This window comes from Oceanobacillus halotolerans (genome assembly GCF_010993955.1).
GTDB lineage: Bacteria > Bacillota > Bacilli > Bacillales > Amphibacillaceae > Oceanibacillus_A > Oceanibacillus_A halotolerans.
The window spans coordinates 89,992-115,518 of the sequence record NZ_WIXL01000006.1 but is presented as its reverse complement, the minus strand read 5'-3'; the positions used below and the strand labels follow the sequence as shown (position 1 = coordinate 115,518).

Sequence of the window (25,527 nt, the reverse complement as noted above, 5' to 3'; positions counted from 1 at the left end):
TACTTACATACCATTCTTTAAATCTGATATTACGTTAGGGAATTTCCTTACTACTTCTACTATAGGTTCGAGCCTTTATCTACTGGTCATACTGATTAACTACGCCTTTACGTAACCATTTATTATACAAGCATGTTTGCGAAATTATTTAACGGAATATTTGGTTTTTAAACAAACGTTTGATCAATAACCTTAAACCAACCAACACCCTGTTTAAATTAGCTAAATAACAGGCTCCTTCCAATACTAACCTGAATCACTTGACTACTACCCCTTTTCGTAATAGTATCCATTCAGTACCTACTACTCCCAGTCAACTTCAATCAATAAAAAACGAGGAGTAAGAAAGGAGTTTTTACATGAGCATTTATGACGAGTTACCAGATTCTGTTATGGATCTATTAAATACAAATCGAAATAATCACCAAAATACATTTGAGGAATTAATTAGACAGGGTGGTTATGTTCCACCACATAACGATTTACTGATTGATGCAATTTCTGCCCTAAGCTTAGGAAAGAACATTTTATTGAAAGGACCAACTGGTGCTGGTAAGACAAAGTTTGCCGAAACATTATCCCATCTATTCCATCAGCCAATGTTTAGTGTCAACTGTTCCGTTGATTTAGACGCAGAAAGTTTACTAGGGTTTAAAACTTTATCCTACCAAGGAGAAAAACAAGTAATCGAGTTTGTGCCAGGACCCGTTATAAACGCTATGAGTTATGGAAACTTTTTATATATTGATGAGGTGAACATGGCCAAACCAGAAACATTGCCACTTATCAATGGTGTCCTTGATTACCGTAGAACGATTACAAATCCATTCACCAATGAAGTGATTACTGCAGCAGATGGCTTTGGTGTAATTGCTGCCATTAATGAAGGATATATTGGTACTGTCCCACTTAACGAAGCATTAAAAAACCGCTTTGTCGTGATTGAAGTACCTTATTTAGAGGGAGATCAATTAGCAGACTTAATTGAAGCACAAACCCAGCTTCAGGACAAAGCAACCATTGATTTATTTGTAAAACTATCGGGTGACTTGATTCAAGCTGTATATCAAGGAAAGCTATCTGAAGATGCAGCCTCCATTCGTGCTTTATTGGATGCTTGTGATCTAAGTATATTTATCCCACCAAAACGTGCAATTCAGCGCGCCATCGTTGATAAGTTAGATGAAGAGCGTGAACGAGAATTTGTTAAAAATCTAACCGAAACGCTTTTCTAGATAGGAGAATGATGCATGTATCGTTTTCATGATAAAAAGGTTGATACCAATCTTTTTCTACAATTACAAGATATAGCTTCTGTTTTATCAGGAAACAGAGATATGGACTTTGAATTTAGTTATGGATCCTTTATCGACCTAATTGATAACAGAGTAACTGCGAGTACTTTCTGGGAAAAAACAGACGAAACCACCAAAATACCTGGTTTAAAATCAGATATTTATTTACGAACAATTGGCACATTACATTACACCAACGTCCCTGCTATGAAGCACTTTTTAGAAACAGCAGAGGAAACCAATATCCCAAAATTTGCATCCCAATTAGTAACATTTCTGGAAGATATTCGATTAGAAGAGTTGATTAAACGGGAACGACCAGGTACGCAAAAATTCTTTGCGGTTCGCACCTCTTATATGAAACACTATTTTGAAACACAATTGACGACTAATGTGACTAGAAGTCTTTCCTTAGATGAACTGTTTTGCCTCATTTATTTGCTTATTCAATCCGATCGACCTGATCCAACCTTTCCACAGGCTAATGAAAGGCAGCTAAATCAATTAGAAAAGTTAAAAGCCCTTATTTATCAGATATTTGAAGCAAAAACAACCGAAGATATTATCCAAATCGCAGAACGTATCGTATTTCAATTAGAAGACTATGAGAAGGATTCTGTTCAATATTATTTTGTATTTCCAATAGCACATATTGAACACTTCCAACGAAACACATTATTTGATGAACTGACTCGAACCGATCCACTAGCTAATGATGACCAAGAAGATGTGGATGAGGAGAAAAGTGAGTATATTGATGAAAAGTTCTCAACCTGGCACAGGGAGACTGAAAATGGCGAAGGGAATCAAACCTTTCTCCAGTTTGAGTTGGATCAAGGAACAAATACCAATTTAATGGGGGATGGTGCAAGAGAAACAGAAGAAGGCGATCAGGCAATGGCAGCCATTCAAGGTGCTTCCGGTGAAAGTAAACAGAATGATTATTCCAAATTAGAATCCCTTGAAAAACAGGAAGCAAACAAAGGAAGCAAGCAAAACGAAAGTCCCTATGGAGAGGAAAACAAAGATGCTGTGAAACGTTTTAAAATGGCAGAGCAACCTTCTGATGATGACATTAAACTTTATAGTGAGTTGGTATCCGCTATTGAACCATACAAGCGAAAACTAGCCAAAACCATCGAAAAAACAATTGAACATAAAAAGATAGAACCTAGAAAAGACCTTTTATATGGACGTTTATCCAAGAAACTGTTACCTATTGTCACCGATGAAAGCCGTCGTTTATTTTATAAGAAAAACGAGGATTCCAAGGAGATGGATGCCGCTTTCACGCTGTTAGTAGATTGTTCTGCCTCGATGCATAACAAAATGGATGAAACCAAAAAAGGGATTGTTCTCTTCCATGAGGTATTAAAAGAGCTAAAAATCCCGCATGCAATCACTGGGTTTTGGGAGGATGCAACTAGCGTGAAAGAAGGATATCAGCCAAATTACTTCCATAAAATCCACGCTTTTACGGATTCTTTTTATGTAGAAAATGGACCTAAGATTATGCAGCTGGAACCAGAAGAGGATAATCGAGATGGATTTAGCATTCGTGTTGCAACAGAGGAACTGGCAGCTAGACGGGAGAAAAATAAGTTTTTACTCGTATTTTCAGATGGCGAACCAGCAGCAACTAACTATGAGCAAAATGGCATTGTCGATACCCATGTTGCCGTTTCTGATGCACGGAAAAAAGGAATCGATGTGATTGGATTATTTTTAGCAAATGGAGAAACCGATGAAAATGAAGATGTCATGATGAAAAACATTTATGGAAGAGAGCGAATGATGATTCCAACTGTATCAGAGTTACCGGAACATTTTGCTCCGTTATTGAAGAAATTATTATTAAAAAGCCTTTAGTAAGAATAGGAGGGTTTATATTATACACCAAGTATTTCACTTACCGTGGAGGAAACGATAAATCACATAACGAATAACATTAGATTTTGCAGTGTATTTGGTCTATTTTAACATAAAAAACGCTTGGATAGGGTACCGACCCCCGAAAGTTAGAGTAATAAATCTAACTTTCGGGGGTGTTTTTTGAATATAGGAACCATCTCACAATAAAGGTCCAAGAATGGGGGATGACGGACAAAACTCTCTAAAATACGATGCAATCTACCATGACAGTATGAAAGACAAACCTTTTAGAATTAACTATTTCGGCTGTTGATTTAGATTTTCTCATCATAAGTGGGCTACTTAATCATATACACACCACTTTTTTTGGCTTGATTCTTAGACTATCTCTATAGAATTGGTGAAAAGAGTCGTGATATTGCTTCCATACATTTATTTGGAAAAGACCTTTCTCTAAATTTATTTATTGTTAACTCCGAACTTACTTGACTATCTTTCATAAATAAATGGTACAGTTCATTCGAAACTTCCTTATCGTAAATAATTGTATTCATTTCAAAATTTAATTTAAAACTTCGTACATCAATGTTGGCTGATCCTACAGAAGCTATTTCTTGATCTACGACAATTGCTTTAGCGTGCAAAAATCCTTTCTCATACAGCAAAATCCTTGCACCGTAGGCTAATAATTCACCTACATATGACCTGGTTGCCCAGTATACAAGGAGTTTATCATCCTTATTTGGAATCATAATTCGTATATCAACACCCGCTAATAAAGCAATTTTACATGCATCCAAGAAACTTGGGTCTGGTATAAAGTAAGGAGTTTGGATATAAACACTTTCCTTAGCAGACATAATTAGCTGAATATACATATTTTTAAGGTGTTCTGTTTCCGAGTAGGGTCCACTGGTAATAACCTGAACAGGACTATTACCATTATGTTTTTCGTTGCGAAAGGAAAATTCATCAAATCGAAGGTCTTGTTGCTTACTCGTTTGGTACCAATCTAAAATGAAGGCTTGTTGAATATGGTTAACCGCTTCCCCTTTAATTCTTAAATGTGTATCCCGCCAGTACCCATATTTAGTATTCAGTCCAAGATATTCATTCCCAATATTTAAACCTCCAATATAAGCAACGCTTCCGTCAATAATACACGCCTTTCGATGATTTCGATTATTAAGGTGAAAATTAAAAAACTTTAAAAATGATGGAAAAAAAACATGTACTTCGCCACCATATATCATTAATTCTTTAAAGAAAGATCGATTCATCCTTCTAGATCCAATCTCATCATAAAGGATACGTATTTTAACCCCGTTCATTGCCTTTTTAATAAGCGAATCCCTTAGTTTTTTTCCTAATTCATCTGGCTGGATTGTATAATATTGTATGTTTATTTCCTTCTTTGCTTTTCTTATATCTTGAAATAAGGCATCAAATTTCTCATGTCCATCACGGAATATTATAACCTCATTGTCTAATGAGGCAAACGTATTGAACGATGTTACATACATCAAATATATTTTTGAATACTTTTTTAGTAAGTGGTGACCATCCACTATCGTCTGATCTATCCGTTTGCGTTTTTCGTTTGGAATGGAAGGAGGAAGTCTTCTTTCTTGGCCTAATTTGGCATATGAATTTTTATGCCTTAATTGTCGACCAAATACGAGGTAGATGAGTAAACCAGCAAGTGGTAATAATATGAGGACCAGTAACCAAGCCCAGGTTGATCCCGTCTCTCTTTTTTCATTAAATATAACAACTCCTGTTAAAAAAATATTACCAATCATAACGAAATATATAACGAATGTATACATGTTTGTTAGTTCGGAATACATTACTATCACTTCTATTCTGACTCGTATTACAAAATACGTTTTTTAAACTACCTATTGGCTTTAATAAGCTATAAAAAACAATTCTTGATATAAAAAGAATTTCCTGAATGTCTTTATGGTTTCACAACGAAAACCTGCTTGTTCAAAAAGATCATGATAACCCTTTTCATTTTGAATATAAGATCCATTATCATTTTTTTCCATATACCAATTGCAAATTTTATTTTTTTCAAAAAAACAGGGCTCTATGGCTGCAATTATTCCCCCAGGTGTTAATATTTTTTGGAATTGCTTCACATAATTTCTTATTTTTTGTGGTGGGATATGATGTAAGACGGCGATGATTAAGATTACATCAATAGAATTTCTTTTAAACGTAAATTGATCATTACGGAATACCTCAAAGTCATAATCGGGATAACATTTTTTTGCAAAGTCTATTCTCTTCACATCAGGATCTATCCCAATATATTGTCCAGGCTTGCAAAGGGTACAATTTGCTCCTGTACCTGCTCCAAAATCAAGTACCTTTTTATTGTAAAGTTGAAGTTTCCTTTTAATTCGATTATGAATATAAATTTGGTTAATCCACCTAGGGCGAATTAACCTATGGTAAAAAAAAGGAGAGAGTTCCAATTTTATGCCCCCTTCTATCTCTTAAGTGAATTGTTAACTTCAGATGGGAATTTCTCTTTAAGCCTATCTAAATCAAGCTTGGGCTTTTCAATTGGTGATTAATTTTCCCCATTATTTTTTTGTAATACTATCTAAAGAGTACTTTTTAGCGAACTCACATAAAAAATTACTAGAAAGTGTTTGAAAACGTAATTGTAATGATTCGTCCCATAAGAAGGATGAAAAAAGAAGGAAAGAGAGAATTACATTTACATGGAATGCTGATAAAAGCTGAGATAAAAACTCGTGCGTCCTTATGTCTATCGGCACTAGGACGTCAATCGCTCGAAGCTGGACATGGCTGTTCCTGTATATGAACAAAATAAAGCCAACATTTTATACATTCTTATCTTTTTAGAAAAACTAACACATTCGCTCGTCCTTAGCGAATGTGTTAGTTTTTTTATACTTGGGACATTAAAATTTTAGCAACATCGAGTCCACTTCTTAGCTAAAATTTTATACTTTCCTAACGTGAAACAAATACTTGGCATAAACGCTGCCGCAATGGAAGCACTGGTAGCTGATTGACCGTCCCATGTATTTTTGTCAGGTTTATCTAATCCTCTTTTGGCGCATGATTCCCAATACAATTGGAATCCCCATGCCAATAATTGTAACCGGCAAAAAGGCTTTGCCAAAGCCACCTCTCCAGCCTAATGCAATGGAAATCGATTCAAACAAAATAAGTGCAAAGATAATCATACAGATATTTTTTATTTGATTCATCATTTTTCGGCTATTTAAGTAAAACTGTTTCGCGTTCGACTCATTCAACCGTTTTGGATAATTATGTGCCTCTGGAAACTTTTCTAGCAATTGTGTAAACAGAAGAAGAAACGTTCCCACAATAGGTAGGATTAAAAGTTCCATTTTTGATCCCCAGCGGTCTACCTCACCGAATGCATTATAATGTGCAGGAACTTCCGCTGGGAGTTTGTTCCATACAAAGACCAAAAGAATGATCGAGCCTACGTAAAAGGAATAGCCAAGAATATCCCAAATCCATTCACTTCTTGTTTTTGGGATTTTTAGCTTTGGACGCTGCCAGGAGTTTACCATAAGCAAATTCTCTCCTTACTTAAATATTTTTCAAACTATTCCTCTAACAACTTACAAATCACTTAATGCGACAACTTTTCCAGTTGCTGCATTCACTCCATACTGACAATCTAGCTTCCCACACAAAACATATTCTTTTTGTTCAACATCAAAAACATAATTCAAACAGCGACTTGATTTTGTCATATGCTTCGTTTTTCGTTACCACTGCCTGATCAGGTTCTTGAAATTGACCAAACATCTCTAGCATTGAATGGTTATCGATATAATTAATTGGTTGAAGACTTTTCGCATCAACTAAGATAATCAATTTTCTCTGAAATACAAGGTCATCCTGTTTATTCGTTCTTAGTGTTGCATGAATATACCCTTTATCACGATGTAATGTTTTTAACACCCATTTTCCAGATTCATTTGGATATTCCTGACGTAGAACATCTTTAACCGCTATTATACACTTCTCTTTTTCTTTTTCTGTAATTGGTAATGAATCAGGAGATGGCTCATTCGAAAATGCCTGTTCTAACGTAACTTCCTCCAACCATTGAATTTCTTTTCTCTTAAACTCACTATTAATTTGCGCATCCCAATAAAGTGTTTTATCTATTTTCCAATAGGATCTCTCATCAACAAGGAGTGGAATGGTTGCCATTTGGTCATTAGTAATATATATTTCATCAATCCCATAGATAGGAATTAGCCACTTTTTTTCATGGGAGGGAAATTCAATTAATTTCAGTTGTTTCTTACCGACCTGTTCGACTTTTTGGAGGGAAAGTGTGTATGTTTCTTCTCTTACCATATCGTTAGCTGGAGCGTTACCATGAACGGAGAACTTGATAAGCCTTCCTTCTTTATTGATATCAATATCAATCAATCCAGACCGGGAAACTGCAATTCCGTCGATACACTCCTTAAAATGAAACTCTCCTTCTTCCTCTTTATGTAACTCAAATTGTTTCCCATAGATTAACCCTGTTTGCTTTTCTATCCATTGAACGATTGTTTCTGTACGATAGTCAGAAAATGTAATTCCATTTGCAAAAGTCCTTCCACCAACAAATGAGATTTTTTTCATTTGATTCGTTTAACTCTATATCAACTATTACGGTACCCTCAGGATTCACCTCCTCATCGTCATGCTCTATGACATGATTCGGAAACCATTCCATCGATATGGTGTAATTTGTATCATTCAACATCGTCACATAACGATCTAGTTGGTACCTTTTTAAATAATAAGCATCTAATCCAATAGCACCTTTTACCATTTGCACTAATTCTTTTATCCGCTCATCCATTTCATTTTCCTCCTTACTCACCTGTTCCTTACGAATTATAGATGCTTTTGTTTTCAAATTTCACAATCATGTTTACTGGAAAGACCGAATTGGCAAAAGCAATAGATCCCCCGTTCGGAACAAAACCAGGAAAAAATGAACATTAAGTTGAAAAGTGCTTATGGGATACGGCTACTTATATAAAGTGAAACTTCAATCAGTTGGGGTTTCCTTTCCTACCCACTGATTGTTAGTTGAACAAATCGGAAATTTCCGGGCAATTTGATCCCCCACTTATCTTTCTTGGTTCTCCTCGAAATCTTGAAGTGGGGGTCTTACCGCCCGCTACATGCGGGATAAAAGTACACATTAAACTGCACCTCTATTGTTAGACTCAATCTAACATTTCGAGGTGCAGTTTTCGTGGTTTGTTTTTAGTGTTTTGAATTCCGTTCTTCGTTTTAGAAAAAGCAGCTTACCCTCTTTCTGCCACACGTGTTAACCCAAGTGTTTCCGTAGTTTGTGCATCAATCTCATCCAATAACTCTGGATTCTCCATTAATGATACCCCATAAGACGGAATCATTTCTTTAATTTTTGGTTCCCACTCATCTAACTGTTCAGGGAAGCATTTCGATATCACTTCTAACATGACATTAACAGCTGTAGAAGCACCTGGTGAGGCTCCTAGCAATGCTGCGATTGAACCATCTGCTGCATTTACTACTTCAGTACCAAATTGAAGTGTTCCTTTCCCATCTTTTGTATCTTTAATAACTTGTACACGTTGTCCAGCTACGATAAGATCCCAGTCTTCACTTTTAGCATTTGGGATAAACTCACGTAACTCATTCATACGTTGTTCTTTTGACAACATAACTTGTTGGACTAAGTACTTGGTTAATGGAATATTTTTTGTTCCTGCTGCTAACATAGTTAACAGATTATGTGGTTTTACAGAGTTGATTAAATCAAAAATAGATCCTGACTTTAAAAACTTAGGCGAAAAACCGGCAAATGGTCCGAATAATAATGATTTCTTATTATTAATAAACCTTGTATCAAGATGCGGAACTGACATTGGAGGAGCACCAACTTTAGCTTTTCCATATACTTTTGCTTCGTGCTTCTCAACAATTTCTGGATTGTTACACACCATAAACAATCCGCTTACAGGGAATCCGCCGATTTGTTTTCCTTCTGGTATTCCAGACTGTTGTAACAAGTGCAAACTTGCTCCTCCACCTCCAATAAAGACGAATTTAGCAGTATGGTATTCGATTCTATCGCTACTAGCATCATATACTTTCACTTCCCACATGCCATCACTGTTCCGTTTAATATCTTGAACATGATGGTTGTAGTTAAGATCGACATCTTGATCCTCTAAATGATTAAATAACTTCCGCGTTAAAGCACCAAAGTTAACATCTGTTCCAGAGTCAATTTTAGTTGCTGCAATCGGCTCATTTGTCTCACGCTCTTGCATGACAAGTGGAATCCATTCCTTTAGTTTTTCAGGATCATCAGAAAACTCCATCCCTTTGAATAACGGGTTGTTTGACAGCGCTTTAAAACGCTTGTTTAAAAATGAAACATTATCTTCCCCATGTACCAAACTCATGTGTGGTAATGGCATAATAAAGTCCTGTGGATTATGTATCAGGTCATTCTTTAGTAGATGTGACCAAAACTGCATAGAAACACGAAATTGCTCATTTATTTTTATCGCTTTACTCATATCGATTGATCCATCTTCTTTTTCAGATGTGTAGTTCAGTTCACATAGTGCTGCATGCCCCGTTCCTGCATTATTCCATTCGTTTGAACTTTCCTCCCCTGGCTTACCGAGCTTTTCAAATACTGTAATCTCCCAAGTTGGTTCTAATTCTTTCAAAATTGTTCCTAACGTTGCACTCATAATTCCAGAACCAATTAATATGACGTCTGATTTCGATACTCTGTTGCTCATGTTTACCAACCTTTCCCCCCTGAAAATTTACAGAAAAGATGTAGGCACGATCTGGTCACACACCTTTTCCTTTTACCATTATAACCATATCATAAATACAATCATTTTTAATACAATTACTATCTACTATTATATGATAATTATAAGTTATTTCAAAGTTGTAAAAAAGTAGGAAGTTCTTCAATAGTCTACCTTAAAAACAAAAAGTAAGACAAAACCAGCTTTTTACATGGATAAAAGCTATAATTCCTGTATGAATATATTATAACGAAATCTGTTGCATTAGTAGCACTAAAAATGCTTTTAGCTCTCGAGACTCAGGTAAACTTTCCCAGTCATCAAACAAACAGACCCTGAACTCGTAAAACTATTTTTTACGAGTTCAGGGTCCTACTAGTAATAGTTTACTTCAACACGAAGCTAGTTCACACTAGTTTCCAATTGGCCATGAAAATGGTACTGATCCTGGTGTTGCATTTTGGACGATATCTACAATTGGAACCGTGTATGCAAATAAAATTAAGGCAATGGTGATCGAAATCCATAATGCCCATCTTTCTATCCATGCAGGTGTTGGTTCTGCATCTGGTTCTTCTTCCGCAAGTGGATATCCTTGTTCCCCTTTAGGAGCAAAGAATGCTAAATAAATAGCAATATACACCATGATTACAATTCCGATGAATAGAATGGTACCACCTACAGCTTGAGCCATTTATACCAACCCCATTCAGCAACTTGCTCACCACCAGCATATTCGGAATATGATGAACGACGCGGGCCTCCAAGTAAACCTTGAATATGCATTCCACCAGACATAATGAGCATACCTACTGCCCAAAAGATAGTTTGCACAATACCTAGGTTATTCATTTTTTTCGTTAATTTACGGCCTGTTAAGTGCGGGATAAGCCAATAACTAATTCCGAAGAAGGTCAGTATCACCGTTGTTGCCACGGTTAAGTGGAAGTGACCTGTTACCCAAATGGTATTATGAACAACTGTGTTTAATTGATAGGAAGCGTTAATTAGCCCCCCAACACCACCCGGAACAAATGATAGCATCCCAATAAATGGCGCTAAGAAACGAACATCTTTCCAAGGGAGTCCTTTTAACCATGAGAATAATCCGGTATATCCTTTTTTGCGACCAGTAATTTCAAATGCCGCAAACATAGAGAATGCTGTCATCAAACTCGGTATAACAACCATAAATGTTAATACTGTTTGAATAAATTTCCATGTAGTATCAAGTCCTGGCTCCGTAAATTGGTGATGGAGTCCAACTGGAATCGAGAAGAATATAAATAAAACAAACGAGAATTTTGCTAAAGAATCACTAAATATCTTACCACCGATGATTTTTGGAATAATCGCATACCAAGCCATATATGCTGGTAATAGCCAGAAGTATACTAATGGGTGACCAAAATACCAGAATAAAGTTCTGCTTAATAATACATCGATTGTGGCAGTATAACCTAAAGACCAAGGAATAAATTGTAATAGTACTGTTGCTGCAACACCTAATGTTGCAATAAACCACATAATCATATTACTAACTACCATAAATGCTGGTAGTGGTGATTTTTCACCAGGATGTTCCTATTTCCACACATATATGTATGTACCTTTGCAAAGGAAACTATAGTTACAATTGTATTTACCTTATCAATAGAAAAAAGAGAGGATTCTTTAAAAAACGTTAAGTTGAGGTTTGTCCACTTTTTCAACCCTAACTCTCCTATTAAAGAATTTTGCAGTTAACCAATCGAGGAATAACATTGGATTTTAATAGGTAGGTTCAATCACATTTACTCACGTAACGTTCACTCATTAGCTACAATTTTCTAAGGTACAATAAAAGACCTTGAATTCGCAAAATAAACGTTCACGATTTCAAAGTCTAAAGTAGTACTCATATCTTTATCTAGAGGAAACTGTTGTTTTTTTCTTACTTTTTTATCTGAAGTAAGTTTTAAAAAATCTTCTTCAATAACGCTTTCTAGTAATCAGTGGTTTATTAATCGAGTAATCTTGAACCAATAATATCAGGACAAATCGATAGTTGATCTCCTCCTACACTTTCCTTTTCTTTTTCATGATTATCACATGAACAATTCCCTTCCATTTTCATACATTATAGGGAAATACCATATGGAAGAAGAGGGGTATTTATGGCATCTTTACTACCTGCAGTCGACCTTGGGCTTATGTCAAATCACTTATCAGCTCATGAAGGGGTAATTAGCAAATTAAAGGCTTATCAACGTATTGTAACCAATCCCAAGTTAAGAGATATTATTAGAATACAGGAAAATGTAATGCAAACACATGTATGGGTTATGTTGGCATTAATAAATCCTGATTACAGTAACTATGTTGAAGTTCCATCATTAAGTAACTATGGGGTCCACCACCATTCTATTGGTGAACAAAACAAGAAGAGTAACGATAATAAGTGGATTGCTTTAGAAGTCCGTAATACAGCCAAAACTATGGCAAGCACCAATTATAATTCCGCTTTAATGATGCAAGATTTAAATGTTAAAAACGCACATATTGAAATGGCCTTGCAACAACAACAGCTTCAGAAAATGTATGATGATTTTATAACAAACATAGGATGGGAATTTGTCCCCCACTCATCTTTCCAGGAACAGGTTAATACCTATTACCATTTCAAACATCTTTTATAGCATCATACTATTTATGCCTGCCAATATAGTGTCGTTGGCAGGCATGTTTGAAAATAAAGTAACAAATACTACCTAACAGCAATATGGCAAAAATACTTGGGTTATCTAATTCACTTGACAACTGGCAATTACTCTTCACATTACCTTGCTGTAAATTCTCCTATACAACTAGTGGTATCGATTTGTAATTTCGCGCTTGAAGCGGAATAAAATCGAATACGGGCCATTATGCCTTCAATAACCTTGCATTAATAGCAACAATTATTGTACTTAAACTCATCAGTACAGCACCTACTGCAGGACTTAACACAATTCCAACTGGTGCTAGAACGCCCGCTGCAAGTGGAATTGCAAAAATGTTATAGCCTGTTGCCCACCAAAGATTTTGTACCATTTTCCGATATGTTTTTCTCGATAATTCCATTAAAGAAACAACATCATTTGGATTACTTTTAACTAAAACAACATCCGCAGTTTCCATTGCTACATCTGTTCCAGCTCCTATTGCAATTCCTAAGTCGGCTGTTGCCAGAGCTGGCGCATCATTTACCCCATCACCTGTCATAGCAACCTTCCAGCCTTTTTCTTTTTTTATTTTCTTCACCTGATTCGCCTTATCATCTGGTAAAACTTCTGCATATACTTCATCAATTTCTAATTGTTTTGCTACCCAGTTTGCAACCTTTTTATTATCCCCCGTTAACATAATGGAACATATTCCATTTCCTTTTAAGGCTGCAATTGCCTCTTTTGCTGTTTCACGAACCATGTCTGCTAATGCAATCATCCCGATCAATTCGTCTTCAAGAAGAACAAATACGACAGTCTTCCCTTCCTCTGACATTTCATTAAACAACTGCTGATCGTAACTTAAATTATTACTATTTACATAGCCTGGACTGACAACGTTTACTTTTCTTCCGTCTACTATACCTTGAATACCTTTACCAGTTATAGACTCAAAATCTGTTACTTTACCTAACTTAACCTTTTTATCCTTAGTAGATTTGACAATTCCAGTTGCAATTGGATGTTCTGAATTTTGTTCTAAACTTGCTGCAAAACTAAGAATTTCTACCTCTTTAAAATCTTTACTTGGCACGATATTAGTTACACCAAACTCCCCTTTGGTCAGGGTACCAGTTTTATCAAAAACTACCGCATTTAGGTTACGTGCTCCTTCAAAATTAGCTCGATTACGAATTAACAGCCCTTTTTTGGCTGAAATGGATGTAGAAACCGCAACAACAAGCGGTGCTGCCAATCCCAGAGCATGAGGACATGTAATAACCATTACGGTTACCATTCGTTCAATCGCAACATCTATAGAGTAGCCAAGTAGTAGCCAAATGAATAAAGTTGCAAACCCAGTAACTAGAGCGAGGTAAAATAACCACTTAGCTGCACGGTTTGTTAAGTCCTGTGTTCTGGACTTTGACTCTTGGGCCTCTTTAACCATGCTAATAACTTGAGATAAATACGACTCTTCTCCCGTTTTTTCCACTTGTATCGTAAGTGAACCCTCATTATTAACCGATCCACCGATCACTCCATCACCTTTAAACTTCTCTACTGGCACAGACTCTCCTGTAAGCATCGACTCATCTATAGCAGATTTTCCATCAATGATTGTTCCATCAACAGGAATCTTTTCACCTGGTTTGACAAGAACCCTATCGTTATTTTTTAACTCCGATAAAGGAACATCTGTCACTTCATCGTTATCATCTAAGCGATGTGCTTCATTTGGCATGAGTTTTACAAGCTGCTCAAGGGCGTTTGATGCACCCATTACAGATCTCATTTCAATCCAATGACCTAATAACATGATGTCGACCAATGTAGCTAATTCCCAGAAAAGCTGATTCCCATCCCATCCAAATACAACTACAGTACTGTAACCATAAGCAATGGTAATTGCAAGAGCAATTAACATCATCATCCCTGGGTTCCTATCTTTTAATTCACTAATACCACCTGTTATAAACGGCCATCCGCCATAGAAAAATACTATCGATGATAATGCGAATAAAACATACATATCACCCGAAAAACGCCAATCCACTCCCATAAAATCTTGAATCATAGGTGATAAAGCAAGAATTGGAATGGTAATCATTAATGAAATAAAAAATCGCTTTTTAAAGTTATCTACCATATCTCCATGATCATGATGGTTATGATTTCCGTGACTACCATGATGACCGTGATGTTCATGACTATCATGATTATGATCATGATTGTGGCGTTCAGTCCCATGATGCTCATGGTTATGATGTTCGTGGTAGTTGTGTTCTATGTGCATATGCTTTTCATGCTTATGCTTTACCATTGATAACACTCCTCGAAATTTAAATTTATATATTTTGTAAGACATCCTTTGCTTACTTCTACACTACCATACCATACCCCTGTATAGTAAATTTAAAAACTGAAGTAATAAGGCTATTTTCTAAAAAATTGCTACTTTTTAGTATAAAACATCTTGCATATACGATGTTTTATGCGCAATAGTTTTAGCTATGAATACCGCTACGGAAGTATACTTCGCTGGCTCGTGGACTATTTCTTATTAAGATCATCATTGATGCTAATATAATAGTTGATTGGAGCGGAAGACAGTCGACTCCTGCAGGAAAAGCACGTGTCTAGACCTGAACAGGAAGTGGTCTTCTTCTGATGTCTAGCTTCAGCGCCTACACCCTCGATGTCTTAAGTAAATCCTCATCACGGGCACAAAACACACCACGCTGAGGCTCGGCTTAAGCTTGGCAGATAAGAAAAAAATATCTTACTGCATAAGTGCAACTAAGGCTTTCGCCACTTGGCGATAAGCCAAGTTTTCTAATTGGGTGTGATCAAGGCGCTTACGCTTTTCGATGGATGAGGCTGAGGCCGTGCCTGCGGTAAATTAAACACTGTAAAAACGAATAGTTTGAACAGATGTCGCACTTATGCCCATGGTGAAAGCGACTGTCCGTAGCGGAAATCAACCACACTATTTTACGCATTATATAGATATGCGACGTAGAAAACAACAAAGTTTGCGAAAAGAGACATTAATAAAAAATAGAACTATCCTAAATGTAGATAGTTCTATTTAACGATTTCGACTAATATAGGGGGATATTAATCTACTCATGTTATAAGTGGTTATTCATAGGAACTTTATCACTTGAACCGTGACAATCTTGATACATTTGCTCCATTTGCTGTTCATTCATTTCAGGGTGCATTTCTTTCATGAATGGTAGCATTTCTTCAAAACTCCAGCCTTCTGTTTCACTATTAGCGTATACAACATTTCCTATCCCTAAAACAAAAGCAAATACTAGACCCAAAGATAAAAGTCTTTTTTTCATCTATATCCCTCCCTTATCCTAACTATAAAAAAATTTTTTCAATTAATTATGAAGAAAATATTACAAAAGATTGTCATTATATTCTAGTACCGCACTATGCGTATTTCCTGTATCCATTACTTCTTCAAATGGGTATTAAATATTAAAGATAGTAACAAAACAGAAACAGATCACTTTACCCCCAATAGGTTAATGTATCAAAAATACCTATAACAAGGAGTAATGCACCGGCAACTTTTTGGGTAATAGCCCCTATCTTTCTGCTTTTCTTTAAGATTACCCCACTTGCACCAAAATACCAAATGAGAAAGATTACAAGTAGAAGGGGAAGAGAAGTTCCAATTCCAAAAACAGATGGCAATATAACGCCATAGGAAGTTGTCAAAACAACTGGCATTAATGTCATGATAAACAGTACAAACATCGTTGGGCAAAATGCCAATGTAAAACTTACGCCCATTAAAAAACTTCCCAAATAGCTATCTTTTAATTTTTTTGGTAACTTGATCCTTCCAAGTGATTTATTAAATTTAAACAATCCAATCATAAACAACCCTATAATGATTAGAAGTGGTCCTATTGCTTTTCTGATTACTGGAAATAGTTGAGTTAATATGCTATTTACTTCTTTTCCTAATAACCAAATGATTATTCCTAATGCAGAGAAGACTACAATCTTCCCAATAATAAACAAGAATACATGTAACCAGGGCACTTTATCCACCAGTGATTTATTCCCATAAATAGTAATTGCACTAACATTACTCGTTAATTGGCATGGCGCAACAGCTCCAACTAACCCCAGAAAAAAGGCAAATAATACTGGAATTTGTTCGAAGCCATAAGCTAAACCATGAATAGGTCCGCTTAACATTCCGCTAATTTGATTAAAAAGATCAAACATATTTAGTAATTCACCTACTTTTCCATTCTCTATAACCTGGGAGTTCATCTACATAAAGATTAGGATGCTTTATTATACTACTAACTATTTAGGTACCTATCCCTATGATACCTTACAAAAAAAGTAACCAGTTTTTATGCAGAAACCATTACTATTTCTTTAAAATTAATTCTAAACCGATCACGAATAGGACTCGAGTATTAGGCAGCTTTTCTTTCTCTTAGAATGATAATATTGGCAGATACCCTACTTTGTTTCAACTTTTGAAGTAGGTACTTACTGCAAAGCCTCAGTTGGGGTGTGCCCAATACTTGATCAGTTAATCTTCAATCAGTAGGGGTTCCTTTCCTCCCTCACTGATGGTTAGTTGAACGAATCGAACATTTACGGGCAGTTTGATCCTCCACTTATCTTTCTTAGATCTCCTAAAAAATCTGGAAGTGGGGGTCTTACTGCCCGTTACATGTGGGATAAAGGACAAATAAAATAATAAAAGCAATCTTTAAATAGAAACGTATTGGATCCAAATCAGTAAAAACAAAATAAGTCTCGGTTCTTGTTGAAAAAACCGAGACTTATTCGACTTAACCCTGGAATTTTAATCCCCATTAATTTGTTTAGTATTATCTCTACCGCGTGAGACATATCGCTATTTATCCGTCCCATCAACATTTTTTTCTAAAAATTTATCGAGTAATGTCCGCACTTCGTCTGTTGATCCTGTACTCATCAATTCATTTCTTAATCCACTTGCTCCACGGAAACCACGGACATATATCTTAAAAAAGCGATGAAGGGATTTGAATGGACGTAGCTCTAATTCTTTAGAATATTGATCATAAAGATCCAATTGTAATCGTAAGAGATCGAGTAATTCCTTGCTGCTATGGTCTTTCGGCTCCTTTTCAAAGGCAAATGGATTTTTAAACACTCCACGACCAATCATCACCCCATCAACACCGTATTGATGGGCGAGCTTCAGACCAGTTTGACGATCAGGGATATCTCCATTGATTGTTAAAAGTGTCTCTGGTGCCACCTGGTCACGAAGTTTCTTAATCTCGGGGATCAGTTCCCAATGAGCATCTACCTTACTCATTTCCTTCTTTGTACGCAAATGAATGGAAAGATTTACGATGTCTTGCTTCAATAGGTGTGTTAGCCAGTCGTGCCATTCGTCTACATCCGTATAACCAAGTCTAGTTTTCACGCTTACGGGCAGTCCCCCTGCTTTAGCTGCTTGTATCAGCTCTGCTGCAACATCTGGACGACGGATAAGACCACATCCCTTCCCATCCCCTGCTACATTAGGTACAGGACAGCCCATATTAATATCCAATCCACTAAACCCTTGTTCTGCCATACCTATACTCATTTGCCGAAAGTATTCGGGTTTATCCCCCCATATATGGGCTACAATAGGTTGTTCATCTTCTGTAAACGTCAATCGGCCACGCACACTATTTTTTCCCTCTGGATGACAATAACTTTCAGAGTTTGTAAACTCTGTAAAAAACACATCAGGTCTGGCTGCCGCGCTTACTACATGGCGAAAGACAACATCTGTCACATCTTCCATTGGAGCCAGTACAAAAAACGGTCTTGGTAATTCACGCCAAAAATTATCTATCATATTCAATCCCTCCGCTCCAGTCGGCATACTGCTTCTACATGCATGCTCTGAGGAAACATATCGACTGGTTGTACTTCCTTAGCCGTATAGCCACTTTCCTCTAAAATGTTTACATCCCGAGCTAAGGTAGATGGATTACAGGATACATACACAATCCGTTTTGGCTTCATATCAGCCATGGCATGTAATAAATCTTCCTCACAGCCTTTACGTGGTGGGTCTACAATGATGACATCTGGATCGAGTCCTTCTTCTTTCCACTGTGGCATGACTTTCTCTGCCTTGCCAACGACAAATTCTGTATTCGTTATACCGTTTAATTCGGCATTCATTTTTGCATCATTAATCGCATCAGGTACAATTTCAACCCCGTATACTTTCTTCGCTTTTTGTGCCAAGAATAATGAAATTGTTCCTATCCCACAATAGGCATCCACTACGACATCATCACGATCAATCTTTGCATATTCTAATGCTTTTTCATACAGTTTTTTCGTTTGCGGCGGGTTTATTTGGTAAAAAGATTTTGCTGAAATGGCAAATTGAATATCACCAATTGAGTCATAAATATATTCTTTTCCCCAGATAACGTTCGTTTTCCTACCCAGAATGACATTTGTACGCTTATTATTAATATTATGGATAATGGATTTCACATGTGGATACGTAGCCGTTAACTCTTGAACTAGCTCTTCTTGATGTGGCAATTTTTCCGTTCTTGTGATGATCACAACCATTGTATCTTTCGTTTCGCGTCCAGTACGAACCATAATATGGCGTAATACACCACGATCAGACTTTTCATCATAAGCAGAAATCCCTAGCCGATCTGCAATTCGTCTTACCGCTTCCACCATTCGATCATTTAGATCATCTTGGACAACACATGTGTCCATATCATCAATGATTTGGTGGCTTTTTTTTCGATAGAACCCTGTAATCAATTCTCCATCCTTTTCCCCAACAGGGATAGCTACCTTATTTCGGTAACGCCATGGGTCCTCCATTCCAATTGTCGGATATACTGGGATATGATCAAGATGTGCAATTTTACGCATAACGTTCTTCACTTGATTTTGCTTCATTTCTAACTGCATGTTATAGCTCATATGTTGAATCTGGCAGCCACCACATTTATAAAAGACATCACATGGTGGCTCTACCCGCTCCGGACTAGGGGTTGTCACGTCGATTAATTTTCCAAATCCAAAATTTTTATTGACTTTAACCACTTTTACAGTTGCTTCCTCACCTGGTAAAGCATAAGGAACAAAGAGTGGATAGCCGTTGACTTTACCAACTCCATTCCCTTCATGGGTAAGGTCTTCAAATTGTAGTGTAATCGTTTCATTCTTTTTCACTGGTGCAGGTTGTTTTGCCATTGGTACCTTCCTTTTCGTTCATATGTATTGGTTCTAATATTAGCATATCCAATTTGTATTTTTATAGAAAAATACTCCTTTACACTTAATGATTAAATGTTAAAGGAGTATTTACTAAGATTATATAATACCTTGAAATCTCAACACAATTTCGGCAATCAAGGCTGAACCTATAAAGGAACCTAATAATACTAAACTTGCTATCACAATTGTTTTCCAGCCCAATTTCATAAAGTCTGTCCATGAGCGTCCTATTGAAATACCTGCATATGCTAAAATTGGTGTTGCTAAAGCTAGTAATTCTATTTTGCTTGTCCAAGCAACAACCTGTTCAGAACCAGGCATCCACGGCATTGAAACAATAACCCCTATTATAGCAATGTAAGCAACGCTTGGGAAATCAATTGGTATTAATTTGTGTAGTATAAATCCTGCTAAACATATTAAGATTAGAACAATCATTCCAGGTATTGCTTCTAACGGCATAACGTCATATCCAGCCCAATTACCAAGTATTGCTGTAAAACCAAATATAACCAACAACAATGTCCACTCTTGTATATTCTTTAACAACATGAAAATTCCCCCCTTTAATTAAGCTGCCTTTTTATCTTCATCTGATTTTGTCATTTTCTTATAAAGCTTTTCTGTTAATGGTAGTGCGATAAAAATACTGACATAAAGACCTGTCGACAATGACAATAAATTACTGGCACCAGCAAATGCTACAATTTGATTTTCTATTTCAGGAAATGATGCAACTAATGAGCCACTAGCTGCAGCCATCATACTTCCACTTCCAATCCCAGATGCCATTGCAAATGAAAGAGGGTCTAATGGAGTTAATGTAGCAAGAAATCCAGCGATAAGTCCCATGAACACTGCTCCAAAAACAGTACCAAAAATGTAAACTGCCATAACCCCACGACCTTCAGGTGAGTTAATACCGAATTTATCCATAATTAAACCCACATTTGGCTCACGAGCCACGGAATGCGTCATACCAATCGATTCTCGCTTAAGTCCTAACCATACAGCAACAGGTAAAGCAATAAGAATCGTTCCTAAATTACCTAACTCCTGTAATAAGAGCGCGGGACCTGCTGCTATTATTTCTGGTAAATCTGGGCCAATTATAACCCCAATCTTAGCTAGTAATAAGGAAACACCTAATACAATAATCGGTTCTGCATTTTTTGACTGTTTTTCTTTGACCAAAGGTGTGAAGTATAGAGCTAATCCGATAATCAAGGCATATAGCATAGGAAGTAACATTACAACACCAGGGCCAATTGTAAAGCTAAAAGTTCCAATTGCCTCTGTAATTACAACTGTTATTAGTACGAGAGCATGTAATCTCCAATCTTTCCAAAGACCAAATAGCATTTCATTACTCATAATTTCTCCCCCTTGTTTTTTAAAATTATTCTTCTTACTGTACAGGGCTTTTTTTGTCTCCACCTAGTTCAGCTAAAAATTCATATACTACAGTAGAGTCAGATTGTCCTTTTCCTCTATTTTGAGAGACTTGATATAACTGATGTATCATTTGACTTGCGAATGTTGGAACCTTGGATGTCTCTGCTAATCGTTGATACAAGTGGATGTCTTTTTGCATATTTGACAGTGAGAACTTCACTTCTTGAAATGTACTATTTAATAGATTAGGTCCAAAAACTTCCATTACTTTTGTCTGCCCTGAACCCTTTTGTAAAATGGAAGCAATCTTTTCTTTCGATACACCTGCTTGTTCACCTGTCAAAAAGGTTTCACTTAATAGTGCTATCACACCTCCTACCACCATATTGTGACATAGCTTCACAACCTGACCTGCCCCACTTTGGCCTATATATTCTATATGACTTCCTACTGCATTGAGTACAGACATAATCGAGGTAAAAGCTTCTTTATTTCCACCTACCATAATAGTGAGTGTCCCACTGTCCGCTCCAGATGGTCCTCCACTTAATGGACAATCAAAAAATTCTATATTTTTTGATTGGGCTTTATCATGTATTTCCCTTGTAGCGCCTACATCATTTGTACTCATGTCTAAGATATAACTACCTGGTTGCATGAAAGATATTGCTCCATTTTGTTCATCTAACATTATCTGTTTAATAAGTTGTGGTGAAGGTAGTGATAAGATCAAGCATTCTACTTTACTAGCTATTTCTTCTATACTTTCAGTAGCTTTTGCACCTTCATTCACCAATTTTTCTATTGCATCTTCATTAATATCGTTAATATAGACGATAAAATTATTTTTTAGTAGATTTTTAACAATACCTTGACCCATTAATCCACATCCAATAACTCCAACTGTTTTCAAGAACTTCCCCCCCTCTCCTAATTATTTTTTATGGTTTCATATACACTGTTTTATAATCTGTCCAAAAGTCTAAAGCTGTCGATCCTTGTTCTCGAGGTCCTATACTAGACTCTTTCTTTCCTCCAAACGGAAACTGATTTTCAAAATAAGTTGAAGGCATGTTCACATGAGTAACACCAGATTGAATATTTCGAACAAAGTGGAATGCCTTTTGTAAATCATTTGTATAAACGGTTGATGATAAACCAAAATCAGAGTCATTAGCAAGCTCTATTGCTTCATCATAAGATTCTACTTCTATAATCGCAATTACTGGTCCAAATATTTCTTCCCTAAAAATTGTCATATCTTTTGTAACATTAGTAAATACAGTTGGTTCTACGAAAAAGCCTTTATCTCTACCATTATCCATTAATTGCTTACCACCATATGCTAACTTTGCTCCTTCATCTAGGGAAACGCTTACATAATGTAGGTAGGTATTTAATTGATTTTCATCAATTACAGGACCATTATCAACATTTTCTCCAAACCCTTCGCCAATTTTCAGACTTCGAGCACGGTCTACTAATTTATCTGTCACTTCTTTAGCGATTGATTTTGGTACAATTAATCTGCTAGTACCTGTACAACGTTGACCATTATCTAAAAACCCACTAACAACGATACTATCTAACGCTTTATCAATATCAGCGTCCTCTAATATAATAGCTGGGTTTTTTCCTCCCATTTCTGCTTGCATTTTTGCACCACGTTTCGTTACTGATCTTCCTAATGCTAATCCTACATCAGTTGATCCAGTAAAGGAAACAGCTTTTATTTTAGGGTTATTTCCAATTGCACCTCCAATGACACTTCCAGGTCCAGTAACCATATTAATAACCCCTGCTGGCACACCCGCCTTCTCGAATAATTCAATTATCTTAACACTAATCAGAGATGTATTACTAGCTGGCTTAAACACAACAGTATTTCCAGCAATTATAGCAGGTGCTATTTTCCATATACCTATCCCTAATGGAAAATTATAAGGAGCAATAACACCCACAACACCTAATGGCTCCCGAATCGTATATGCAAAAATATCCGAGTCTTGAGAAGGTGCAGTCTCTCCAGTTAATCTAGTCGCCTCTCCACTAAACTGTTTCATCGCTTCAATTGTCTTACGTACCTCTCCATGTGCCTCTCGAAATGACTTCCCTACTTCTTTAGTAATGATTGTTGCCAATGATTCTTTTTGATCCTCTAGTAAGTTAATTAAATTAAATATAACATCCCCACGTTTTGGTGCAGGTGTTTTTGACCATTCAAGGAAAGCGTTTTCAGCTGATTCAATAGCTAACTCTACATCTCTTTCATCTGATCGTTGAAAGACACCTAGAACCTCTTCCTTGTTTGCTGGGTTGATACTTGAATATGTTTCTCCAGTTTTAGATGAAAGCCATTCACCATTAATGTGATTGTAATATGTTTTCGTCATGATTGAAACCTCCTTTTCGTCTGTTACCAATCATTATAATACTCTAAATTATATAAATAAATGTGGCAAGCAACAATTATTGAAAATTATTTTTGTTGCTTACCACGAAATAATTGAAGTGCAATTACTAAGTTTAACCAGTCTCTTTCATTACTTAAGTCAATCGAAAGCACTTCTTCAATCTTTCGCAGCCGATAATATAAGGTGTTGGGGTGTATGTGTAAATCTTGAGAGGTTTGTTTATGATTTTTGTTATTTTCGATAAGCTTGTTTACCGTTTTTAAATAACTTTGATCTAATTTAAAAAGTCCTCCCAACTTATCTTCCATAAACAACTCAATCGTTTCCGAGTCGGCTTCATAGAGTAATCGCTCTATCCCAAGTTTTGCATATTCTACAACATTCATTGCTTGATTTGACTTGGCAAAACTAACAGATCGCATCGCTTCTCTGTATGTAACATCTAAATGATGAATAGATGTTTCTCTTCCCACACCATAAATTAATTGTTTTTCCCCTATCCACTGATCATCTATAGAAGAGATAACCCGTTGTACTGTATTTTCCTTAGTTTGTGGAATGATCAATATAATTTGATATGCCTTTGTAAAAACAAGGCTATGAGAACTAATCTTTTTAGTAATAGCTTCAATAGACTTAATAAACCTTTCTTTATCTGTTATCTTTTTCTTTTCCCACAGTACCCCGTTTTTACTCTCTATAATAATACATTGTAGCCTCCATTTTTCATCCCAGTTTATATATTCTAGTAATCGTGTCATATCTTCTTGTGATAAACTTTCCAATAATTGATTAAATACCTCTTCCCGAAAATGAAGTTCTTTTTCAAATAAAGCATTCTCTTTCACTAACTCTAATGCGATCGATAAACTTGCTTGCTCTATAGCAACCTGTTCCATTTGTGAATAGGAGTGAAATGGCTTTTCTAACTCTAATATTCCCAGTACTTCATCGCCTCGCACGATTGGAAAAATGGATTCGGCATCTTTATAAAAAGTAATAGCATGAAAAGTTACCTTACCTTGGAGTACGGATTCTAGTAAATGAATAACTTTCTTCATCCCACCTCCTTTTATAATTAAACTATAAAATTCATCATGAATAGCAATAGATTGAGATAATAACTCATTTTTTTCCTCCAAGTTCCGATATACATGTGAATTATTGATTGCGATAGCACTTTGATCTGCTACAAATTCAATCACACGCATATCTGACTTGGTAAAGACCCCATCTTGATTAAAATTATTAACTACGAGTACTCCTAGGCATTCTCCTCTATTAAGGAGTGGTACACAAAATGCACTTTTTATTTTTCGCCTATACACTCCCTCAAAATAGTAATAATAATTGTCTGTTGCCATGTTTCTCATATATAAATCTATTTCGTCCTCTGAGGTGAATAACTTTGGCTTTTTCCCTTTAAACACTTTGCCTGCTATAGATTCGCCTGGTTCAAAGGCAACATGTTGTAGTTTTTCTTTATTAATCCCTTCACCCTCTGCTAATTTAAGCTTTTTAGTTGATTGGTCGTATAAATATAGAATGAGTGTATCCGAAACATCAATAAGTTCACTTGCTGCAACAATTACTTTTCTTAGTACCTCTTCCTGTTGCAAGCTTTCCGTCAACATTTTATTTATCTTTAGTAGCTTTTCCGCTTTATCAATCCCAAATTTCTGATCGTTTTCCATTGAATAACCTCCTCCCC

The 25,527-nt window shown here is 36.2% G+C and carries 19 protein-coding genes and 1 pseudogene; 3 read left to right on the top strand and 17 right to left on the bottom strand.

Annotated elements, in window-relative coordinates; translation table 11 throughout:
* The first annotated feature begins 359 nt into the window (after nucleotides 1–359).
* The gene (locus tag GHC26_RS09220) at nucleotides 360–1,235 is read left to right on the top strand and encodes an AAA family ATPase (protein WP_163970977.1); all 876 of its coding nucleotides are present in this window, start codon (nucleotides 360–362) and stop codon (nucleotides 1,233–1,235) included.
* A 15-nt stretch (nucleotides 1,236–1,250) separates the two neighbouring features.
* A complete protein-coding gene (locus tag GHC26_RS09215) occupies nucleotides 1,251–3,164 on the top strand; it encodes a vWA domain-containing protein (protein ID WP_163970976.1) in 1,914 nt (637 codons plus the stop codon).
* A 392-nt stretch (nucleotides 3,165–3,556) separates the two neighbouring features.
* Here GHC26_RS09215 and cls read toward each other — a convergent pair whose 3' ends face one another.
* The 7 genes and pseudogenes from cls to GHC26_RS09185 all read right to left on the bottom strand — a co-directional run.
* The gene (cls, locus tag GHC26_RS09210; protein ID WP_226376905.1) at nucleotides 3,557–5,017 is read right to left on the bottom strand and encodes a cardiolipin synthase; all 1,461 of its coding nucleotides are present in this window, start codon (nucleotides 5,015–5,017) and stop codon (nucleotides 3,557–3,559) included.
* A 60-nt stretch (nucleotides 5,018–5,077) separates the two neighbouring features.
* Nucleotides 5,078–5,653, bottom strand: a complete 576-nt coding sequence (locus GHC26_RS09205) for a class I SAM-dependent methyltransferase (protein WP_163970975.1) — start codon at nucleotides 5,651–5,653, stop codon at nucleotides 5,078–5,080.
* 594 nt (nucleotides 5,654–6,247) lie between these two features.
* On the bottom strand, nucleotides 6,248–6,754 hold the full coding sequence (locus GHC26_RS09200; RefSeq protein ID WP_163970974.1) for a DUF1648 domain-containing protein: 507 nt from the start codon (nucleotides 6,752–6,754) through the stop codon (nucleotides 6,248–6,250).
* Nucleotides 6,755–6,902: 148 nt separating this feature from the next.
* Entirely contained in the window at nucleotides 6,903–7,832 is a 930-nt protein-coding gene (locus tag GHC26_RS09195) for a hypothetical protein (protein ID WP_226376904.1), read from the bottom strand.
* Nucleotides 7,774–8,055 (bottom strand): hypothetical protein, encoded by a 282-nt coding sequence (locus GHC26_RS15935; protein WP_226376903.1) that lies wholly within the window; start codon nucleotides 8,053–8,055, stop codon nucleotides 7,774–7,776. Before GHC26_RS15935 ends, GHC26_RS09195 begins: the two co-directional genes overlap by 59 nt.
* A 454-nt stretch (nucleotides 8,056–8,509) precedes the next feature.
* Nucleotides 8,510–10,006 (bottom strand): malate:quinone oxidoreductase, encoded by a 1,497-nt coding sequence (locus GHC26_RS09190; RefSeq protein WP_163970973.1) that lies wholly within the window; start codon nucleotides 10,004–10,006, stop codon nucleotides 8,510–8,512.
* A gap of 430 nt (nucleotides 10,007–10,436) precedes the next feature.
* Nucleotides 10,437–11,605 (bottom strand): annotated as a pseudogene (locus GHC26_RS09185) (cbb3-type cytochrome c oxidase subunit I); the annotation flags it as partial.
* A gap of 575 nt (nucleotides 11,606–12,180) precedes the next feature.
* On the opposite strand from GHC26_RS09185, the gene GHC26_RS09180 reads away from it, so the two are divergent.
* A complete protein-coding gene (locus tag GHC26_RS09180; RefSeq protein ID WP_163970972.1) occupies nucleotides 12,181–12,702 on the top strand; it encodes a hypothetical protein in 522 nt (173 codons plus the stop codon).
* Between the two features lie 226 nt (nucleotides 12,703–12,928).
* Here GHC26_RS09180 and GHC26_RS09175 read toward each other — a convergent pair whose 3' ends face one another.
* From GHC26_RS09175 to GHC26_RS09130, 10 genes are all read right to left on the bottom strand, one after another.
* Nucleotides 12,929–15,034 carry a heavy metal translocating P-type ATPase gene (locus tag GHC26_RS09175; protein WP_163970971.1) on the bottom strand — a complete coding sequence of 702 codons (2,106 nt, stop codon included), beginning with the start codon at nucleotides 15,032–15,034 and terminating at the stop codon, nucleotides 12,929–12,931.
* A gap of 811 nt (nucleotides 15,035–15,845) precedes the next feature.
* Nucleotides 15,846–16,064, bottom strand: coding sequence for a hypothetical protein (locus GHC26_RS09170; RefSeq protein ID WP_163970970.1), 219 nt, complete (start codon nucleotides 16,062–16,064; stop codon nucleotides 15,846–15,848).
* Nucleotides 16,065–16,239: 175 nt separating this feature from the next.
* Nucleotides 16,240–16,968 (bottom strand): cytochrome c biogenesis CcdA family protein, encoded by a 729-nt coding sequence (locus GHC26_RS09165; RefSeq protein WP_163970969.1) that lies wholly within the window; start codon nucleotides 16,966–16,968, stop codon nucleotides 16,240–16,242.
* A 649-nt stretch (nucleotides 16,969–17,617) separates the two neighbouring features.
* Nucleotides 17,618–18,601, bottom strand: a complete 984-nt coding sequence (locus GHC26_RS09160; RefSeq protein ID WP_163970968.1) for a tRNA dihydrouridine synthase — start codon at nucleotides 18,599–18,601, stop codon at nucleotides 17,618–17,620.
* A 2-nt stretch (nucleotides 18,602–18,603) separates the two neighbouring features.
* Complete coding sequence (gene rlmD / locus GHC26_RS09155) at nucleotides 18,604–19,983, bottom strand: 23S rRNA (uracil(1939)-C(5))-methyltransferase RlmD (RefSeq protein WP_163970967.1); 1,380 nt, start codon at nucleotides 19,981–19,983, stop codon at nucleotides 18,604–18,606.
* 120 nt (nucleotides 19,984–20,103) lie between these two features.
* Nucleotides 20,104–20,556 carry a hypothetical protein gene (locus tag GHC26_RS09150; RefSeq protein WP_163971047.1) on the bottom strand — a complete coding sequence of 151 codons (453 nt, stop codon included), beginning with the start codon at nucleotides 20,554–20,556 and terminating at the stop codon, nucleotides 20,104–20,106.
* A 21-nt stretch (nucleotides 20,557–20,577) separates the two neighbouring features.
* Nucleotides 20,578–21,381, bottom strand: coding sequence for a DUF3100 domain-containing protein (locus GHC26_RS09145; RefSeq protein WP_163970966.1), 804 nt, complete (start codon nucleotides 21,379–21,381; stop codon nucleotides 20,578–20,580).
* A 34-nt stretch (nucleotides 21,382–21,415) separates the two neighbouring features.
* A complete protein-coding gene (locus GHC26_RS09140) occupies nucleotides 21,416–22,315 on the bottom strand; it encodes an NAD(P)-dependent oxidoreductase (RefSeq protein ID WP_163970965.1) in 900 nt (299 codons plus the stop codon).
* Nucleotides 22,316–22,343: 28 nt separating this feature from the next.
* The gene (locus GHC26_RS09135) at nucleotides 22,344–23,795 is read right to left on the bottom strand and encodes an aldehyde dehydrogenase family protein (protein ID WP_163970964.1); all 1,452 of its coding nucleotides are present in this window, start codon (nucleotides 23,793–23,795) and stop codon (nucleotides 22,344–22,346) included.
* Between the two features lie 86 nt (nucleotides 23,796–23,881).
* Complete coding sequence (locus GHC26_RS09130) at nucleotides 23,882–25,510, bottom strand: helix-turn-helix domain-containing protein (protein WP_163970963.1); 1,629 nt, start codon at nucleotides 25,508–25,510, stop codon at nucleotides 23,882–23,884.
* Nucleotides 25,511–25,527: the final 17 nt, after the last annotated feature.